Raw genomic sequence first — 16,781 nt, 5'->3', positions numbered from 1 at the left:
CCTTGGGCAGCAGCGGCTCCAACGCCGACCACTGCGCTTCCGTCAGATCCCCACGAGCCATGGCAAGTGATCATGACACGACCCTGATCATCTTTGAAAACAGACCCTAGTCGATGAACAGCTCGTCCAGATCGACGTCCTTCTTGATGACCTTCAGGTCCTTCATGGTGGCGAGGTAGGTCTGGAAGTTCTCGCGGTCCGTCGTGGGCGAGAAGTGCGGCATCAGGAGCTTCTTGCTCTGCTCCTCGGACGTCTTGGTGTACGTGGTGGTGGCCTGGCGGACATCGGCGTCGTGGGCCGCCGCGTACTCGTTGGACTTCTTCAGCGCACGCGTGAACTTGTCGACCGTGGCCTTGTTGCCGGACAGGTAGGACGCGGACGTGATCCACATGGTCTGCACGGTCTCCGGCTCGAAACCGTGACCGTTGGACAGCACGCTGCGGCCGCCCTTCTGCAACTCCGCGGTCAGGAACGGTTCCGCGAGGTCGGCGGCGTCGACCTGGCCCTTGGCAAGCGCGTCGGCCATGGCCGAGAACGGCGTCTCCACGAACTTGATGCCGTCGGTGTCCACGCCGCTCTTGCGCGCCGAGACGATGAAGCTCAGGTGCGGAAGCTGGTAGAGGGTGTCGACCGCGACCTTCTTGCCCTCCAGGTCCTTGACGGAGGTGATCGAGGAGCCCTTCGGCACGACGACCTGGATGTGGGTCTTGTCCTTGTCGCGGGCGAACTTGCCGGCCGGCCCCACGATCCGTACCGGAAGACCGTTGGAGGCGCCGACGAGGATGGCCGGCACATTGGTGAACCCGAACTGCGCGTCGCCGCTGACGACGGCCGCCTGGGTGGAGGCGGGCGGAGTGTCCTTCAGCTTCACGTCCAGGCCCTCGGCGCGGAAGAAACCCTTCTCGACGCCCAGCACCAGCGAAGCGGAGTTGGTCACCGCCGCGTTCGCGACAGTGATCTTCGTCAGGCCTCCGGAGGACGAGGAGGAGGCGGGCGAGTCGTCACCGCAAGCGGTCACGAGCAGCATCGGAAGTGCGAGTAACACGGGCAGGGACCGCTTCACGAGTGCCTCCTACGTACTTGCTCGGGACAGGAAGTGGGGGGAAGGGCGCGGAAGGGCAGGTCATCCCGCCGTGCCGATGAGCCCGAAGATCTCCTTGCGGTACTGCTGGAACTCCGGGAGCGCCCGCGTCTCCACCTGATCGCGCGGCCGGTCGAGCGCCACCGTCACCGTGCGCAGCACCCGGCTGGGCCGGCGCGACAGTACGAGCACCCGGTCCGCCATGAAGATCGCCTCGTCGATGTCGTGGGTGACCAGCAGGACGGTCCAGCCGAACTCGCGCCACAGGTCCAGGACCATGGACTCCAGCTGGGCGCGGGTCTGGGCGTCCACGGAGGCGAACGGCTCGTCCATCAGCAGGGTGACCGGCCGCGAGGCGATGGCCCGGGCGATCGCGACCCGCTGCTGCATGCCGCCGGACAACTGCCACGGATAGTGGTCCGCGAACTCGGTGAGCCCGACGTGTTCGATCGAGTCGGCCACCCGGGCGGACCGCTCCCGGCGGGGCAGGGCGTGCAGCCCGAACTCGACGTTGCGGCGCACGGTGAGCCAGGGGAACAGGCTGCGCGTGTACTCCTGGAAGACCACGGCGAGGGACGGCTGCACGTCGCGCACGACGGCTCCGTCCAGCCGGACCGCGCCGGACGACGGCCGGTCGAGCCCGGCGACGCAGCGCAGCAGCGTCGTCTTGCCGCAGCCCGAAGGGCCGACCAGCGCCACGAACTCGCCCCGGGCGGCGCTGAACGTCAGATCGGCGATCGCCTCCGTACCGCCGCCGCCGGACGAGCGGGAGGCGGCGTACACCTTCGCCAGCCGGTCGACCTCCAGCACCTTGCGCCCACTGTCCGGCCCGCCGTCCCCCGTGAGATCCCCCTCAGCCACGGCCGATTCCCTTCTGCCCCTCGTACCAGGCCAGGACGTGGTGCTCGACGACGGTGAACAGCACAGTGAACAGACCGCCCAGCAGACCCAGGACGAGCACACCGGCGTACATGTCCTGGAAGGCGTACGCCCGTTGGGCCTGGAGGACGAAGAAACCGAGGCCGCTCGTCGACGCGACCATCTCGCTGATCACCATCATGATCAGCGAGATGCCGAGGGCGATCCGCAGGCCCGCGAAGACCTGCGGCAGACAGGCCGGCCAGATCACCCGGCTCACCACCCGCCACCGGCCGGCCTGCGCCGCGCGCGCCGCGTCCACGAAGCCCGCGTCGACCGCCCGCGCCCCGTCCACCGTGTTGAGCAGGACGGGCCACACGGCGCCGAGGGCGATCAGACCCACCCGCGTCCCGGAGGTGGGGCCGAAGGTGAGCACCGCGACGGGCAGCACGGCGGGTATGGGCACGGCCCTGAGGAACTCCAGAACCGGGCGCACCCACGGGTCGAGCACACGGAAGTGACCGAGCAGGAGACCGGCGGCGATGCCGAGCGCGGAGCCCACGAAGAAGCCGGTGGCGGCGCGGGCCGCCGACGGCAGCACGTCCTGGCGCAGACCGGGACCGGTGAGCAGGTCCCAGGCCCCGCGCGCGGCGACGGAGAACGGCTCGAGGAAGAGGACGGAGCCCGAACGCCCCACCGCCTCCCACGCCCCCAGCACCGCGAGGGTGGTCACTGCGCCGACGGCGGCCCGGCCCGTACGGACGCTCGGGCGGCTCACCGGAGGCCTTCCGAGGTGAGCGCGCGCCGGCGCACGGTCAGCCGGTCGGCCAGCAGCACGGCGGCGTTGACGAGACACCCGATCGCCCCGGCGACTACGACCCCCGCGAACGCCTCCGGCGCGTCGCCGACCTGCTGGTGCAGGTCGATGTAGTGCCCCAGGCCCGTGCCCGAGGCGACCAGCTCGCTCACCACGGTGACGACCACCGCGATGGACGCCGCCAGCCGCAGCCCGGTGAAGACGGCCGGCAGCGCGGCGGGCAGAACGACCCGGCGCACGAGAGCGAGCCGGCGCAGTCCCAGGATCCGGCCGCTGTCGAGCTGGAGCGGATCCACGTTCCGCACCCCGTAACGGGTGTTGAACAGCACCGGCCACACCGAGGCGAAACCGATGAGGAAGGTCTGCATGCGCAGCCCGAGCCCCAGCAGCACGATGGCCACCGGCACCAGCGCCACCGCCGGAATCGGCCGCAGGAAGTTGAGGAGCGGGCCCGTGGCCGCGTCCGCCCACCGCGACAGGCCCACCAGCGTGCCGGTCAGTACGCCCACGCCCGCCGCGGTGACGAAACCGACGGCCCACGCGTACGCGGTCTGGGCCGTGGCCGTGGCGAGCGGGCCCCCGCCACTCTCGCGCACCAGCGCGGACGCGATCGCGCCGACGGACGGGGCGTTGGCCTCCGGCAGGACCGAGGCGGCGCGCAGCGCCTCCCAGACGGCGGCGGCCCCGGCGACACCCGCGACCCCCTTGGCGACACGCGCCGATCCGCGGCGCGCGCCGACACCGCGCACCCCAGCCATGTCCGCCCCCACCGCCCGCCCCCCACCGATCGATGTACCTACGACGGTAGGGTCTGGCGGTACCCGTGCTCAATCCCGGGGACGGAGATCAATTCGGCCAGTCAGTAGGGGAGTTGAGTGTTGCGGGACGCTGCCGGCGTGGAAGGGACGTTCCGGCTCGGGCGCCAGACGAGCCGATGGGCCCGCTTCGCCCAGGTGACCGTGGAGGTGACCGCTCGCGACGAACCCGCTGTCGTGCTCGGTGACGAGTTGTTCGGCCGGCGGCGTGCCGTCTACGGTCCCGACGCATGGCCGTACCCGTACGACGACGATCTGCGGCGGGAGGCGGCGGAAGGCGCCTGGTACGCCCTGAGGCGGCTTGCCGCCCCGACGCCGCGGGTGCTGGTGCTCGTCACGGAGATCGTCGAGCGCCCCGCGGACACCGGTCCCGGCGATGTGAGGTTCGCGGCGGCGCACGCGGTCTGGCGCGCGATGGAACAGGAGCCGGCGGATCTTCCGTACATCGATCAGGACGGCATACCCGTCTTCCCCGACTGAGGCAGGCGGCGGTGCGCCCCGCCCACCCGTCGGCCGGGGGAGCGGGGCGCACCATGCCGGTGCCGGGACTCACTCACCGACGTCGATGTGCTTGGCCAGCGCGGTGACGTCGAGGTCGCCGTTGTCGACCCACTCGGGGAAGGCCAGCGTCTTGTGCGTGGTCGCGGCGGGCGGCGTGATCTGCAGGTACGACGCGTGCACCGCGTCGGAGGTCCCGGTGTTCACGCCGGTCCAGGAGACGAGGGCCTCGGCGCTCTCGCCGTCCTTGAGGGTGAGCGTCTTCTTGCCGGGGTCGGCGGCGTACCAGGTGGGGCCCCAGTGCGTGCTGGACTTGAGCGTGTGGTGCGCGGAGTTCTCCAGCCCCAGGCCGGGGTAGCCGCGCAGCGCGCAGGTCTCGCCGCTGAGGTTGCGGAAGGTGATGATGACACCGTGGTGGTTCATGCCGCCGGCCAGCTTCTTGCCGAAGGTCACCTTGAGTGCGGAGGCGGAGCAGGTAGGGGAGGCCTGGGCGGCGCTCGTGCCCGAGGTCTGTGCGGTCGCCGTGCCGGCGAGTCCCAGTCCGGCGACGGCCGTCGCGGCGGTCACAGCGGTCACGGCGAGCGCGGCGCGGCTGGACCGTCGGCCGGTGCCGTTCCCGGCGGTGGCGGTGGCGGTAGCGGTGGTGTGGGTGGTTGCGTTCTGGTCGGTGGTGTTCCGGCGCTCGGTCATGGCAGTCGTTCTCCACTCGTGTTCTCCGGCGCGGTTCCGCAGTGCGCCCGCGCCGTCTTCTTGCGCTGTTCATAGGGTTCGATGGTCGGCCCGGCGGAAAAGTTCGCGCTGCTTCGGAACTTTTTCGCCAGGGTGCGCCGTGCGACCGGTCGCCGAGGTCGCCGAGGTCGCCGAGATCGCCGACCGGTCGGGCGGACGCACGGAAAACCCCTGTGCGTCCGCGTGCTGACCTCTGCGATCATCACCGAATGGCGCACAGTCTCGAATCGCTGGTTGTCCGGCACACCTACCGCGTACCCGCCCCGAAGGGATCCACCGGACAAGGGGCCGCCGCCGCGCGGCAGCTCGACGCGGCGCTGACGACCGTGGGGTTCAAGCTCTCGGCGGAGCTGCTGGCACGGCTGTCGGGACTGTCCGAGGCCGCGGTCCTGCACACCGCCCGGCGGACGCTGCGCACCGTGAGCGAGATGACGGGCGACCACGTCCGGCACAACGCGTACTTCATCGACTTCCCGGCGCACGTGCCGGACACCGAAGAGTTCTGGATGCGGTGCGTGACCAAGGCGCTCGGCGACGACGAGTCGCGAGAGAACGTACTGACGCAGCTCGCGCACGGCGTTCTCAACCTGCTCAGCCTCCCCACGTACGGCCGCTACCAGCACACCTACGAGGAGATGCTCGCGGCCCAGGACGAGCTGATCGCCTCGGCGGGCGACCGGGTGACCGTCCTGCACCTCGGGCGGGACCTGGACGAGGAGCTGTCGGACCTGTACCTGGCCCTGGCCGGCAGCACGACCCCGCTCGGCGAGGAGCACCTGCACGACCTCAGGACCCTCGCCGGGCAGTGCGCGCTCGGCCCCCAGCCGGAGACGATCCCGGTCCGGGAGAACCGCGCCGTCGTCAACGAGGCCCGCCTCGCCGCCGGCGCGGACCTGCTGCTGGACACCGTCACCGACGTGCTGCGGCTGGCCTGTGCGCTGTCGGGCGGCGACGTGACGCTGCGGGAGCCGACCCGGTTCCGGGGACTGTCGCGCCGGACCCGCCGCGCACTCCTCGCGGGCCTCGACGCCGTGATCGCGGCGAACCCCGCCAAGCTCGCCGACGTACACGCCCACCGGGAGCCCTTCAAGCGGCTCGGCGAGCGGCTGCACCCGCACGAGCACCCGCGCTGGCCGCACGCCGCCGACGTGTTCGCGGTGGCGCGGGGCGAGAAGGAGGCGCTCTCCTTCGACAGCCGTCTCGAGCGGCTCCTCGACGACTCCGACGTCCCCGGCGCGGTACGACTGCTGCGGTCCGCGCCCGGCAAGCTGTTCCGCGCCCTGGACCTGCTGCTGCGCACCGCCGCCGACCAGGAGGAGCGGGACGCGGTGGTGGCCGCCGCGGTACGGGTCGCCCCCGAGGTCTCCGGCCGGGTCGTGCTCTCGGTCCGCGAGCACTTCCACAACCGTCAGCGGGAGACCGCCGCACCGCGGGTCTTCGTCAACCGCTGGGGCCGCGGCTGGGTCACCTCCGACGCCCGGCGGCCCGTCCCCGCCGCCGACCGCGACCGACTGATCGCCGCCCTCGACGCCGAGCTGCGCCGCAGACTCCCCGCTCCGGGGCGGCTGCTGGTCGACCCGGACGTCCTCGACGTGGCGCTCCCGCTCAGCGGCCGGGCGACCACGGCCGGGCTCGGCGTACTGCCGCGCGGCTCGCTCTCGGCGGTCGACGGCGAACAGCTCCGCTTCTTCGTGTACTGGAAGCAGACCGAGTACCGGACCGACTTCGACCTCTCGGCACTTCTGCTGAACACCGACTACAGCACCGACTCCTGGCTGTCCTACACCTCCCTCACGGCCATGGGGGGCCGGCACTCGGGCGATGTCACAGAGGCGCCCGAAGGGGCCTCGGAATTCATCAACCTGTCCCTGGACCGGGTACGCGGCGCCTTCATCGTCCCGCAGGTCAACATCTACTCCGGCGAGAGCTTCGAGGACGTCGAGGAGTCCTTCTTCGGCTTCATGCTGCGCGACGGTGAACAGAAGGGCCGGCCGTTCGAACCGCGCACCGTGCGGATGAAGTCGGAGCTGCGCGGGGCGGGCCGGATCGCGCTGCCGCTGGTGTTCAAGCGCGAGGACGACGGCCGGTGGCGCGCGAAGTGGCTGCACCTGTACCTGAAGGGCATCTCGTACGGCAACCGGGTCGAGGAGAACCAGCTCTCGGTCTCCGCGGTGGTGCGTGCCGTCGTGGAGCGCGAGCACCTGAGCGTGCGGTACCTGACCGACCTGATGACCGACGACAGCACGACGGTGACCCTGTGGGACGGCGAGGCCCCGGCCCCGGACGGGCCGGTGACGTACATAGGCCTTGAACGCCCCGAGGCACTGCCGGGCGCACAGGACCTGCACCCGGACTCCCGGATCATCACCCTCGAAAACCTGCGCGACTTGATCCCGGCGTGAGTGTTAGCGTTTCCCACGGCGAGGCCATGAAGGGGCTTCCTTCTCATTCCTCTCTGAAATCAAGCTCCTTCGCTTTCCTCGCCGCCGACGTGAACGGGAGGCGCACACAGCGCCTCCCGTTGCGTGTTCCTTCTCCCCCGTATTGACCGCCTCGGACGTGTCCTCATGAAGATCGCAGCAGGTCAGTTCACCTGTGTTCCGGCCGACGTGTCCGCCAACGTCCGGCGGATGACGGCCCTCGCCGCCGAGGCGCGTGCGCGGGACGCGGAGCTGGTGGTGTTCCCGGAGCTTGCCCTGACCGGGTACGAGCTCGATGCCGTACTCGCCGATCGCAGCCTGTGGGCGAAGGCGGACGATCCCCGGCTTGACGCGATCCGTGACAGCGGCATCGCCACCGTCGTCAATTGCGTGGCCACCACCGAGGGGCCACGGCCTGCCATCGAGACGCTGGTGTTCGGCAGTGACGGCGAGCCGATCACCACGTACCGGAAGCAACACCTCTTCGAGCACGAGCAAGACGCCTTCACGGCGGGCCGGCGCGATGGACGCTTCGAACTCGGCGGAGTCCGTTTCGCACTGGCCACGTGCTACGACAACCACTTCCCTGCCCTGACCTCCCGTGGGGCCGCTGACGGCTGCCAAGTGCATCTGGCCGGCTCGCTGTACGGCACGAGCGGCGGAGCCGATGAGCTGGCGACCGTCTATCCGGGCATCGCCAAGGACGCGGACATGTACGTCGTACTGGCCAACCATGTCGGTCCGGCGGGCCCTTGGACCGGCTGTGGCCGTTCCGCGGTATGGGCGCCGGGCGGCGCGCTCTTGACGCAGGCCGACAGCGAGACGGCCGCGGTCGTGGTGGCGGAGGTCGGCTGAGCGCGCCCCGGGCGGCACATGAGTGCTGCTTCGCCGCTGCGCCTCACCCGTATGCGATGCGCTCGACTACGACGAGTTGCGCGGCGCCGATGCGGCCGTCCTCCAGGGAGAGGAGCCAGGGCAGCAAGCGCGGCGACCGAGATCGCCTCCAGGATGTCGGTGAGGTGTCCCGTGCTCGCGCCAATGCTCGTGTTCGTGCGTGTTCCTGTGCCTGCGCGTGTGCCCGCGCTCGCGCTCGGATGAGTGTGCAGCGCTGAGCGCCGTTGGTCCCGACCTTCCACGTTGTCATCATGGTGCGATGAGCAGCGAGCGAGCGAATGACATCCACCAGTGGGGACGGTCCCTGTTCGAACGGCAGCAACACCCAGTGACATGGGCCGGCCAGGTCCTTGAGGCAGCTTCGCTGAGTCTGGGCAGGACTTCGGAGATTGAAGCCGCCCTGGAGATGGCTGCCGATCAAACGCGGTGGAGTCGTGGCCGCGAGTTGTTCGACAGCGTCCGCCGAAGCAGTCTGGACAGTCAGGACCGACTCGCGGAACAGCTGCTCTTCCGACTCGCTGAGCTGGTCGGCAAGCTCGCGCACAACGCTGCTGGACCCTATCCGCACTTCGATGTCTCGGGCACGACAGGGAGCGTAACCCGCGCCGCGCCCCGAGAACATCCGACTTCTGTCAGGACGCGAAACGCCGGGAGATGTCTTCGGCGAATTCCGGTCCGTGCGCCAGGAATTCCGCTGCGGGACCGACCGTTGCCGGGTCACTGCGGCGGTGAACTCTCAGCCATGGGCCCGGGCGTTCGTCGATCGCGCGGCGTATCAGCCCGGCCCAGCGGGGGATCGAGGTGGCTGGCCGCCCATTCCCCGGCCGCCGCCTTGGACTAGCGCGTGTCCGTCCCGGTGGCGGAGAGGCCGGGCTCGGCTACCTGTTCCTGCCGCGGGCGTGGGTCGCGGTTACGCCGCCGAGGCGTGCGCGGCGGCCCTCGGCTGGTGCGCCGACGCGCTTCCCGGTGAGCCCGTGGTGCTCCGCACCCAGACCGCCAACGACCGCGCGATGCGCCTCGCGGCGACGCTGGGCTTCACGGAGGTGGAGCGGTTCGAGGAGTACGGCGCCGGGCAGTGGTTCGGCGTGAGGTGGGTGTAGGACAGTGCCACCGCACGCACCGGCAGTGTCACCGCACCGGCAGTACCACCGTGAACACCGTCGAGCCCGGTTCGCCGGTGAGGGTGATCGTGCCGGCGTGGGCGGTGACCAGGGAGCGGGCGACCGACAGGCCGAGGCCGCTGCCGCCGCGGTCGCGGGTGCGGGCCTTGTCGACGCGGTAGAAGCGGTCGAAGACCTTCTCGCGGTCGGCGGGCGGGATGCCGGGACCGGCGTCCTCGACCCGTACCACCGCCGTGTCCCGCTCCCGTACGACCTGTACCGACACCGGTGTGCCGGCCGGGGTGTGCACGGCCGCGTTGGTGAGGAGGTTGTCCAGGACCTGCCGGATGCGCTGCGGGTCCATGCGCAGAAGGAGCGGGCCCGGCGGGGGCGTGACCGTGAGCGGACGGTCCGGGTGGCCGGCCCGGAACGCGGCGGCCGCGTCCTCGGCCAGCTCCACGAGATCCGCCTCCCGCGGCCTGATCGGCGCGTCCACCTCGGACGCGTCCAGACGGGCGAGCAGCAGCAGGTCGTCCAGGAGCACCCCCATCCGGGCGGCCTCGGCACGCAGCCGCGCCAGATGCTTGTCGCGCTCCTCGGGGGCATTGGCGGCGGCGTACTGGAAGAGGTCCGCGTACCCCCGTACGGACATGAGCGGGGTGCGCAGTTCGTGCGAGGCGTCGGCGACGAAGCGGCGCAGGCGCTGCTCGGCCTCCGCGCGGACCGCGAGTGAGTCGTCGATGTGCTCCAGCATCGTGTTGAAGGCCGTGCGCAGTTCCTCGACCTCCGGGCCGCCGCCCCGCTCGTCGGCGCGGATCGGCAGCCGGGCCGCCGACTCGGTCAGGTCGTGCGAGGCGATGCCGTGGGCGGTGTGCGCCATGTCGCTGAGCGGGTTCAGGCCCCGGCGCAGCATCCGCCGGCCGAACTCCACCAGCGCCGCGAGCGCGAGCGCGAAGGCGACGACCTGGACCCCGATCAGCCGCCGCACCGTGGCGTCGATGTCGTCCGTCGGCGCCGCGCTGACCAGCACCACACCAGGCTGCACCGCGCAGGCGCGCAGCCGGTACTCGCCCTCGCCCGTGAGGTGCACGGTGCGCAGCACCTCGGTGTCGTCGGATATCTGCTGCGCCGCCAGGGAGGTGAGGGGAGCGATGTCCTCGGGCAGGTCGCCGCTCTCCTCGGGCGAGCGCAGCTCGGGTTCGCGGCCCGAGACGTCGTACACGGCGTAGTACCAGTGGTAGTACTTCTTGCCCTGGAGCGTGCCCTTCTCGGCGATGCTCTTGGACTGGGCGACCTGGGCGAGGACGAGCTGGTCGTCGAGCTGGTTGCGCAGATAGTCCCGCATGTACGTGGTCAGGGCGGTGCCGACCACGGCGAACACCAGCAGGGACAGCGCCCCGAGACCCAGTGCGAGCCGGGTGCCGAGGCGCAGTCGCCGGTAGGCCCGGCGCAGTCTGCCGATCACTCGCCCGCCTGCCGGATGACGTACCCGAAGCCCCGTACCGTCTGGATCATGGGTGCGGCCGTGTCCGCGTCAGCGTCGGTGTCGAGCTTGCGGCGCAGCCGGCTGACGACCAGCTCCACGACGTTCGAGCGTCCCCCGAAGCCGTACTCCCACACATGGTCGAGGATCTGGGCCTTGGTCATCACGGTCGGGGACTTGCGCATCAGGAAGCGCAGCACCTCGTACTCGGTGGGCGTGAGGGTGAGCAGCCGCTCGCCGCGGCGCACCTCGTGGGTGTCCTCGTCCATCGACAGGTCGCCCACCCGCAGCACCGACCGCTGGAAGTTCGGCCCGGCGCTGCGCCGCAGCACGGTGCGCAGGCGCGCCATCAGCTCCTCCACCGCGAACGGCTTGACCAGGTAGTCGTCACCGCCCCGGGTCAGCCCCGCCACCCGGTCGGCGACGCCGTCCCGTGCGGTGAGGAAGACCACGGGCACCATCGTGCCCGAGTGGCGCAGCCGGTCCAGGACGCCGAAGCCGTCCACGCCCGGCAGCATCAGGTCGAGCACCACGATGTCCGGGCGGAACTCGCCGGCGAGCCTGAGCGCCTCCTCACCGGAGTTCGCGGTGACGGCGTCCCAGCCCTCGTAGCGGGCGACGGTCGCGACGAGGTCGGCGATGGGCGGGTCGTCGTCGACGACCAGGAGGCGAACTTTTTCCACCGGCCCATAGTGCGTCACACAGCCGTCATGAACATGTGCCCCCGATCACACAGCAGGCGCATTGATAAGCACTTGTCAGCAGTCCGACAGCTTGCCGACAGGTTCCGCCAGCGAAGCTCGAACCCCCCGCCCGGAGCCCCACCATCCGAACCGAGGAGCTGCCGTCCCGTGACGACCGTCCAATCACCCCCTGCGCCCCCCACGGCGATACGCCCCAGGGTGGTGGCCCGCACGGGCCTTTACGCGGTGCTCGCCGCCAACGCGGCCGTGGTCGCCTACTTCTTCGCGCAGGCGGGCTTCGCCTCCAACGCCCTGATCGTCATCGGCCGCCTCGCCGGCCTGTACGGGGCGCTGATCATGGCCTTCCAACTGGTCCTGGTGGCCCGGCTGCCCTGGCTCGACCGGCGGATCGGCATGGACCGGCTGACCGGCTGGCACCGCTGGACCGGCTTCGCCCTGCTGTGGACGCTGCTCGCGCACGCCGTCTTCATCAGCTTCGGCTACGCGGACGGCGCGGACGTGGGCCCGATCACCGAGCTCGTCGACCTCGCCGAGACGACGGAGGGCGTGCTTCGCGCGATCGTCGCGTTCGGCATCGTCCTCGTCATCGGCGCGGTCTCCGCCCGCTACGCCCGCCGCCGCCTCGCCTACGAGACCTGGCACTTCATCCACCTGTACGCGTACGTCGCCGTGGTGCTCGCCTTCACCCACCAGGTCGCGGTCGGTACGACCTTCACCTCGTCGTCCGCCGCGACGGCGTACTGGTACGGGGTGTGGGCCGTGGCCCTGGGCGCCGTCGTGCTCGGACGCGTCGCCCTGCCGCTGTGGCGCAACACGCGCCACCGGTTCCGGGTCTCCGCGGTCGTCCCGGAGTCCGACAACGTGGTCTCCATCCACATCACGGGCCGGGACCTCGACAAGCTGCCCGCACAGGCCGGCCAGTTCTTCCTGTGGCGGTTCCTGACCAAGGACCGCTGGTGGCAGGCCAACCCGTTCTCCCTCTCCGCCGCCCCCGACGGCCGCGGCCTGCGCCTGACCGCCAAGGCGGCGGGTGAGGGCAGCGCGGCCCTGCGTCACCTGAAGGTCGGCACGCGCGTCTTCGCCGAGGGCCCCTACGGCGCCTTCACCACGATGCACCGCACACGGACCGAGTCGCTGCTCATCGCGGGCGGCGTCGGCGTCACTCCCATCCGGGCCATCCTGGAGGACATCGAGGGCCACGCGGTCGTCATCTACCGCGTCGGCGGCGAACGCGACGCCGTCCTCTACGACGAGCTGCGTGACCTCGCCCTCGCCAAGGGCGCCGAACTGCACCTGGTCACCGGTCCGCCCGTGCCCGACAGGCTGGCGCCGCGCGAGCTGGGCCGGCTGGTGCCGGACGTCGCCGACCGGGACGTCTTCCTGTGCGGGCCGCCGCCGATGATGAACGCCGTGCTGCGCACGCTGGGCGACCTCGGCGTGCCCAAGCAGCAGATCCACTTCGAGCGCTTCAGCCTGGCGGGCTGAGGGAGACGAGGAAGACATCGTGAAGCGAGCCATACCCGTCGTCGCCCTCAGCATCGCGGGCCTGATCTCCGTCTGGCGCTACGAACCTTCCGTGGGCGGTACGGCGGCCGGCGCGGAGTCCGTCCCGGCCCCCTCCGCGTCCGCCGCGGGGTCCTCGGGCTCCTCGGGTTCCTCCTCCGGCACGGTCGTCAAGGGACCGACCGTGACGACGGAGAAGGGCCCGGTGCAGGTCGAGGTGACCTTCGAGGGCGACAAGATCACCGCGGTGAAGCTGCTCCAGCAGCCCGATCACCCGCAGACGGCGGCCGCGGTGCCGAAGCTGGTCGCGGAGACGCTGACGGCGCAGAGCGCGGACGTCGACACGGTCTCCGGCGCGACGATCACCAGCGAGGCGTACAAGAAGTCCCTCCAGGCGGCGATAGACGAGAACGAGGAGTCGGCGTCCGCCTCGCCGTCCGTCTCGGCATCCTCGTCCTCTGCCTCGCAGGTGGTGACCGGGTCGACCGTGGCGACGGAGAAGGGTCCCGTGCAGGTCCAGGTGACCTTCGAGGGCGACGAGATCACGGCCGTGAAGCTGCTCCAGCAGCCCAACCATCCGCAGACGGCGGCCGCGGTGCCGAAGCTGGTCGCGGAGACGCTGACGGCGCAGAGCGCGGACGTCGACACGGTCTCCGGCGCGACGATCACCAGCGACGGCTACCGCGAGTCGCTGCAAGCCGCCCTCGACGCGAAGGGCGCCTGACATGCGGCGCGTCGAGCACGTCATGGGGTTCCCGGTCTCGCTGCGGATCGACGACGAGGACGTACCGGAGGAAGCCGTGGACGCGGTCTTCGCCTGGCTGCGTGAGGTCGACGAACGGTTCAGTCCCTTCAAGCCCGGCAGCGAAGTGTCGCGCCACGGCCGCGGCGAGCTGGGGCCGCACGAGCTGAGCGAGGACCTCGTGCGGGTGCTCGACCTGTGCGAGCACTACCGTCTCGCCACGGGCGGCGCGTTCGACGTACGGCTGCCGGGGCGCGGGCTCGACCCTTGCGCGGTGGTCAAGGGCTGGTCGGTGCAGCGGGGCGCGGAGCTGCTGCGCGCGGCCGGCGCGCGGCGGTTCTGTCTCAACGCCGGCGGTGACGTCGTCGCCGCCGGCGGGCCCTGGCGGGTCGGGGTACGGCACCCCGTGCACGCCGACAAGCTGTGCACCGTCCTGGAGTTGACCGACAGCGCGGTCGCCACCTCCGCCCGTTACGAGCGCGGGGACCACATCATCGACGGCCGTACCGGGCGCCCGGCGACGGGGCTGCTCAGCATGACGGTCGTAGCCGACACGCTGACCGAGGCGGACTCGGTCGCCACGGCGGCGTTCGCGATGGGCGCCGAGGGGATCCAGTGGGCCGCGTCGCTGGCGGGCTGCGAGGTGTTCGCGGTGGATGGCGGGGGGCAGGTGCTGCGGACGGCGGGTTTCCCGGCGTCGGCGTCGGAGCCGGTCTCGGAGTCGGCCTCGGGACCGGAGGCGGAGACCAAGGGCGGGCAACCGTCGGCAGCCGCCTGACCTCCCGCTTCGCCTTCACCTCCGTAGGGCACGGTTTCATCACAAGTCATTCATGTTGCAGCCATTTCGGGAGATGATTCATTCTTCAACAGCACCACCCTTGGGGGGATCATGAGCCAGAACTTCACGCCGCCGCCGATGCCCGGCTACGGACCGCCGCTCCCGCCGCCGCAGCCGCCGAAGAAGAGCAACAACACGGTGATCATCGCGGTCGCGTCGGCGGTCGTCGCGGCAGCCGTCGCCTCGGCCGTCACGGCGGGCGTCACCAGCGATGACGACGCCAAGGCAGCCCCGACCGTCACGGTCACCGAGACGGCGGCCGAGGGCGGCACCGCCTCGGACGGCGACACCACCGCGGCGGACGAAGAGACCGACTCCGGGGAAGAGGCGGACGACGACGGCGTCTTCGCCCTCGACGAGACCGTCACCTACGAGAACGACGTCGAAGTCGACCTGTCGGGCTTGAAGCGCACCACCTCCGGCGCCTACGCCTCGCCCGAGAACACGCCGTACGTCGCCTTCACCGTCAAGGTCAAGAACGGCGGCAGCAAGACCCTCGACGCCACGATGCTGACCGTCAACTGCTCCTACGGCGAGGACGGCAAGAGCAGCGAGAGCATCTTCGACAGCGAAGCCGGACTCAACGGCGGCCCCGACACCAAGCTCCTCGCCGGCCGGTCCATCAACGTCCCCTGGGGCTGCGAACTCCCCAAGAACGAGAAGACGATCCAGATCGAGATCAGCCCCGACTTCGACTCGGAGGCGGCCATCTACACCGGCACGGTCAAGTAACGGCGCACGGCTGCGCCACGTGCGGGGCGAGGGGGCGGGGGCCGGACGCGGTGTGATGGACTGCTGTGCGATCACCGTTGGTCAAGAGGGGGAGACATGACCGCCGACGCTCCGGCCCCGCACACGCCGGACCCCGCAGCCACCGCACCGACACATGCCGAACAGGAGCGGCGGCGCAGGCGCCGTACGGACATCTGGTCGTTCGTGTGGACGCTTCTGACCCTGGTGATCTGGGGCTGGTTCGCCTTCCTGATGCTCGCCGACTACGGTCCCGAGTCCGCGAACGGACACAAGTGCCCAGGTCCGTTGACCGGCCCGGCGTCCGAGGACGTCCTGTGCCGCGACGACCTGCGCCAGTGGCCCGCACTGCTGGGCATCCTCGCCCTGGCGGTCCTGACCACCGTCGCCGCGGCCGCGACGACGGTGTACGCCAAGGTCCTGGCCCACCTGGCCCGACGAGAGGAGTCCGAGCCCGAGCCCGAGCACGGCGTGGCGCGCGAGGACGACGGACAGGCGGCCATATCCGGGACAGGGCACCCGCGATGACCGCTGGGCGAGCGTTCGCCGACGCCGGGACCCTGACCCCGGTGTTGCGGGAGGTCTACGGCACCGACCGCCGTGTCGCCTCCGTCGACCGACTGCTCAACGGCAGCAAGAAGGGCGTCCACCGCGTCACGCTGGACGACGCCACCAGCACGATCGTCTACGTCTGGAGCGCCGACGACGACTACTGGGGCGGGCTGCTTCCGGAGGGCCACGACGACCCGTCGAACCCGTTCGCCCACGCCTCCGGCATCGACTTCTTCGAGGGTGCCACCCGTCGCCTTGCGGTGGTCGGCGCGCGTTCGCCGAGGCTGCTGCTCGCCGACCGCAGCCAGAACCTGTACCCGGCCGACATCGCCATGGTGGAGGACGTCCGCGGCGGCACGCTGGAAGCACTGCTGGGACGGGACCCGGACGCGGGCCGGCGGACTCTCGCGCGGCTCTCGGAGATGCTGCGGAGCATGCACTCCTACCGCGCCCCGGCGTTCGGCCGGGTGGCGTGGATCGACGGCGGGGGCGCGCGGCCCGACATGACCTGCGAGCAGGCCTACCTCGAACGGACATTGGTGAACATAGCCACCGCAGTGTCCCGCGATGCCCGCGCGGCCGACGGCGCGGCGGTGCTGGAGGAGAAGCTCCGCATCTTGCACGCCGCACTCGAACCGCGCGCGGACTTCGGCGTGGTCCACGGTGAACTCTGCGCGGAACACACCCTCGTCGGACCGGACGGTGAGCCCGTCGTCATCGACATCGAGGGGCTGATGTACACCGACATCGAAGTGGAGCACTGCTGGATGCGGATGCGCTTCGGCCCGTACTACGAGGCGCTGCGCAACCCGGATCTCGACCCACGGCGCGTCGAGTTCTACCAGTACGTCATGCACCTCGACCTGGTCGGCGGCCCGCTCCGCATCGCCGAGGGCGACTTCCCCAACCGGGACTGGATGCTGGGCGTCGCGGACTTCCACCTGAGGAAGGCCCTCGCTCACGAGGTGTGAGCGGACGGTGTTTCGGCGCGGCGGCC

16 protein-coding genes and 1 pseudogene are annotated in these 16,781 nt (G+C 70.8%); 10 read left to right on the top strand and 7 right to left on the bottom strand.

What is annotated here, in order from left to right; genetic code table 11:
* Positions 1-106: 106 nt before the first annotated feature.
* Genes ACFV6E_RS08310 through ACFV6E_RS08295 form a run of 4 tightly spaced genes read right to left on the bottom strand, consistent with a single transcriptional unit; the run spans position 107 to position 3,514 of the window.
* Complete coding sequence (locus tag ACFV6E_RS08310) at positions 107-1,063, bottom strand: ABC transporter substrate-binding protein (RefSeq protein WP_385460023.1); 957 nt, start codon at positions 1,061-1,063, stop codon at positions 107-109.
* 60 nt (positions 1,064-1,123) lie between these two features.
* Positions 1,124-1,942, bottom strand: a complete 819-nt coding sequence (locus tag ACFV6E_RS08305; RefSeq protein ID WP_385460021.1) for an ABC transporter ATP-binding protein — start codon at positions 1,940-1,942, stop codon at positions 1,124-1,126.
* Complete coding sequence (locus tag ACFV6E_RS08300) at positions 1,935-2,717, bottom strand: ABC transporter permease (RefSeq protein ID WP_385166446.1); 783 nt, start codon at positions 2,715-2,717, stop codon at positions 1,935-1,937. Before ACFV6E_RS08300 ends, ACFV6E_RS08305 begins: the two co-directional genes overlap by 8 nt.
* A complete protein-coding gene (locus ACFV6E_RS08295; protein ID WP_385166444.1) occupies positions 2,714-3,514 on the bottom strand; it encodes an ABC transporter permease in 801 nt (266 codons plus the stop codon). The genes ACFV6E_RS08300 and ACFV6E_RS08295 overlap by 4 nt, the downstream gene beginning before the upstream one ends.
* Before the next feature lie 138 nt (positions 3,515-3,652).
* Between ACFV6E_RS08295 and ACFV6E_RS08290 the strand changes: the two genes are divergently transcribed.
* A complete protein-coding gene (locus ACFV6E_RS08290) occupies positions 3,653-4,051 on the top strand; it encodes a hypothetical protein (protein ID WP_385460019.1) in 399 nt (132 codons plus the stop codon).
* 69 nt (positions 4,052-4,120) lie between these two features.
* On the opposite strand, the gene ACFV6E_RS08285 is transcribed toward ACFV6E_RS08290, so the two are convergent.
* Positions 4,121-4,759, bottom strand: a complete 639-nt coding sequence (locus tag ACFV6E_RS08285) for a DUF4232 domain-containing protein (protein WP_385460017.1) — start codon at positions 4,757-4,759, stop codon at positions 4,121-4,123.
* 248 nt (positions 4,760-5,007) lie between these two features.
* On the opposite strand from ACFV6E_RS08285, the gene ACFV6E_RS08280 reads away from it, so the two are divergent.
* From ACFV6E_RS08280 to ACFV6E_RS08270, 3 genes and pseudogenes are all read left to right on the top strand, one after another.
* Positions 5,008-7,200, top strand: coding sequence for a TerD family protein (locus ACFV6E_RS08280; protein ID WP_385460015.1), 2,193 nt, complete (start codon positions 5,008-5,010; stop codon positions 7,198-7,200).
* A 165-nt stretch (positions 7,201-7,365) separates the two neighbouring features.
* A complete protein-coding gene (locus ACFV6E_RS08275; RefSeq protein WP_385460013.1) occupies positions 7,366-8,073 on the top strand; it encodes a carbon-nitrogen hydrolase family protein in 708 nt (235 codons plus the stop codon).
* 885 nt (positions 8,074-8,958) lie between these two features.
* Positions 8,959-9,212: pseudogene (locus tag ACFV6E_RS08270) on the top strand (GNAT family N-acetyltransferase); the annotation flags it as partial.
* 28 nt (positions 9,213-9,240) lie between these two features.
* On the opposite strand, the gene ACFV6E_RS08265 reads toward ACFV6E_RS08270, so the two are convergent.
* Together ACFV6E_RS08265 and ACFV6E_RS08260 are read right to left on the bottom strand one after the other, a co-directional pair.
* Positions 9,241-10,677 carry a sensor histidine kinase gene (locus ACFV6E_RS08265; protein WP_385460011.1) on the bottom strand — a complete coding sequence of 479 codons (1,437 nt, stop codon included), beginning with the start codon at positions 10,675-10,677 and terminating at the stop codon, positions 9,241-9,243.
* On the bottom strand, positions 10,674-11,378 hold the full coding sequence (locus ACFV6E_RS08260; protein ID WP_385166435.1) for a response regulator transcription factor: 705 nt from the start codon (positions 11,376-11,378) through the stop codon (positions 10,674-10,676). The genes ACFV6E_RS08265 and ACFV6E_RS08260 overlap by 4 nt, the downstream gene beginning before the upstream one ends.
* Before the next feature lie 168 nt (positions 11,379-11,546).
* Here ACFV6E_RS08260 and ACFV6E_RS08255 point away from each other — a divergent pair, with 168 nt between their 5' ends.
* From ACFV6E_RS08255 to ACFV6E_RS08230, 6 genes are all read left to right on the top strand, one after another.
* On the top strand, positions 11,547-12,884 hold the full coding sequence (locus ACFV6E_RS08255) for a ferric reductase-like transmembrane domain-containing protein (RefSeq protein WP_385166433.1): 1,338 nt from the start codon (positions 11,547-11,549) through the stop codon (positions 12,882-12,884).
* A 19-nt stretch (positions 12,885-12,903) separates the two neighbouring features.
* Positions 12,904-13,626 (top strand): FMN-binding protein, encoded by a 723-nt coding sequence (locus ACFV6E_RS08250; RefSeq protein ID WP_385460009.1) that lies wholly within the window; start codon positions 12,904-12,906, stop codon positions 13,624-13,626.
* 1 nt (position 13,627) lies between these two features.
* Positions 13,628-14,422: an FAD:protein FMN transferase gene (locus ACFV6E_RS08245; protein WP_385460008.1), complete on the top strand. Its 795-nt coding sequence runs from the start codon at positions 13,628-13,630 to the stop codon at positions 14,420-14,422.
* A gap of 111 nt (positions 14,423-14,533) precedes the next feature.
* Entirely contained in the window at positions 14,534-15,214 is a 681-nt protein-coding gene (locus tag ACFV6E_RS08240; RefSeq protein ID WP_385460006.1) for a hypothetical protein, read from the top strand.
* Between the two features lie 96 nt (positions 15,215-15,310).
* A complete protein-coding gene (locus ACFV6E_RS08235) occupies positions 15,311-15,760 on the top strand; it encodes a hypothetical protein (protein WP_385460004.1) in 450 nt (149 codons plus the stop codon).
* Positions 15,757-16,755, top strand: coding sequence for a phosphotransferase (locus ACFV6E_RS08230; protein WP_385460002.1), 999 nt, complete (start codon positions 15,757-15,759; stop codon positions 16,753-16,755). Before ACFV6E_RS08235 ends, ACFV6E_RS08230 begins: the two co-directional genes overlap by 4 nt.
* The last annotated feature ends 26 nt before the right edge of the window (positions 16,756-16,781 follow it).

Source organism: Streptomyces sp. NPDC059785 (genome assembly GCF_042732375.1).
In the GTDB taxonomy this organism is placed as follows: Bacteria; Actinomycetota; Actinomycetes; order Streptomycetales; family Streptomycetaceae; genus Streptomyces.
The sequence above is the reverse complement of the archived record's forward strand: the minus strand, read 5'-3'. Positions and strand labels throughout refer to the sequence as shown.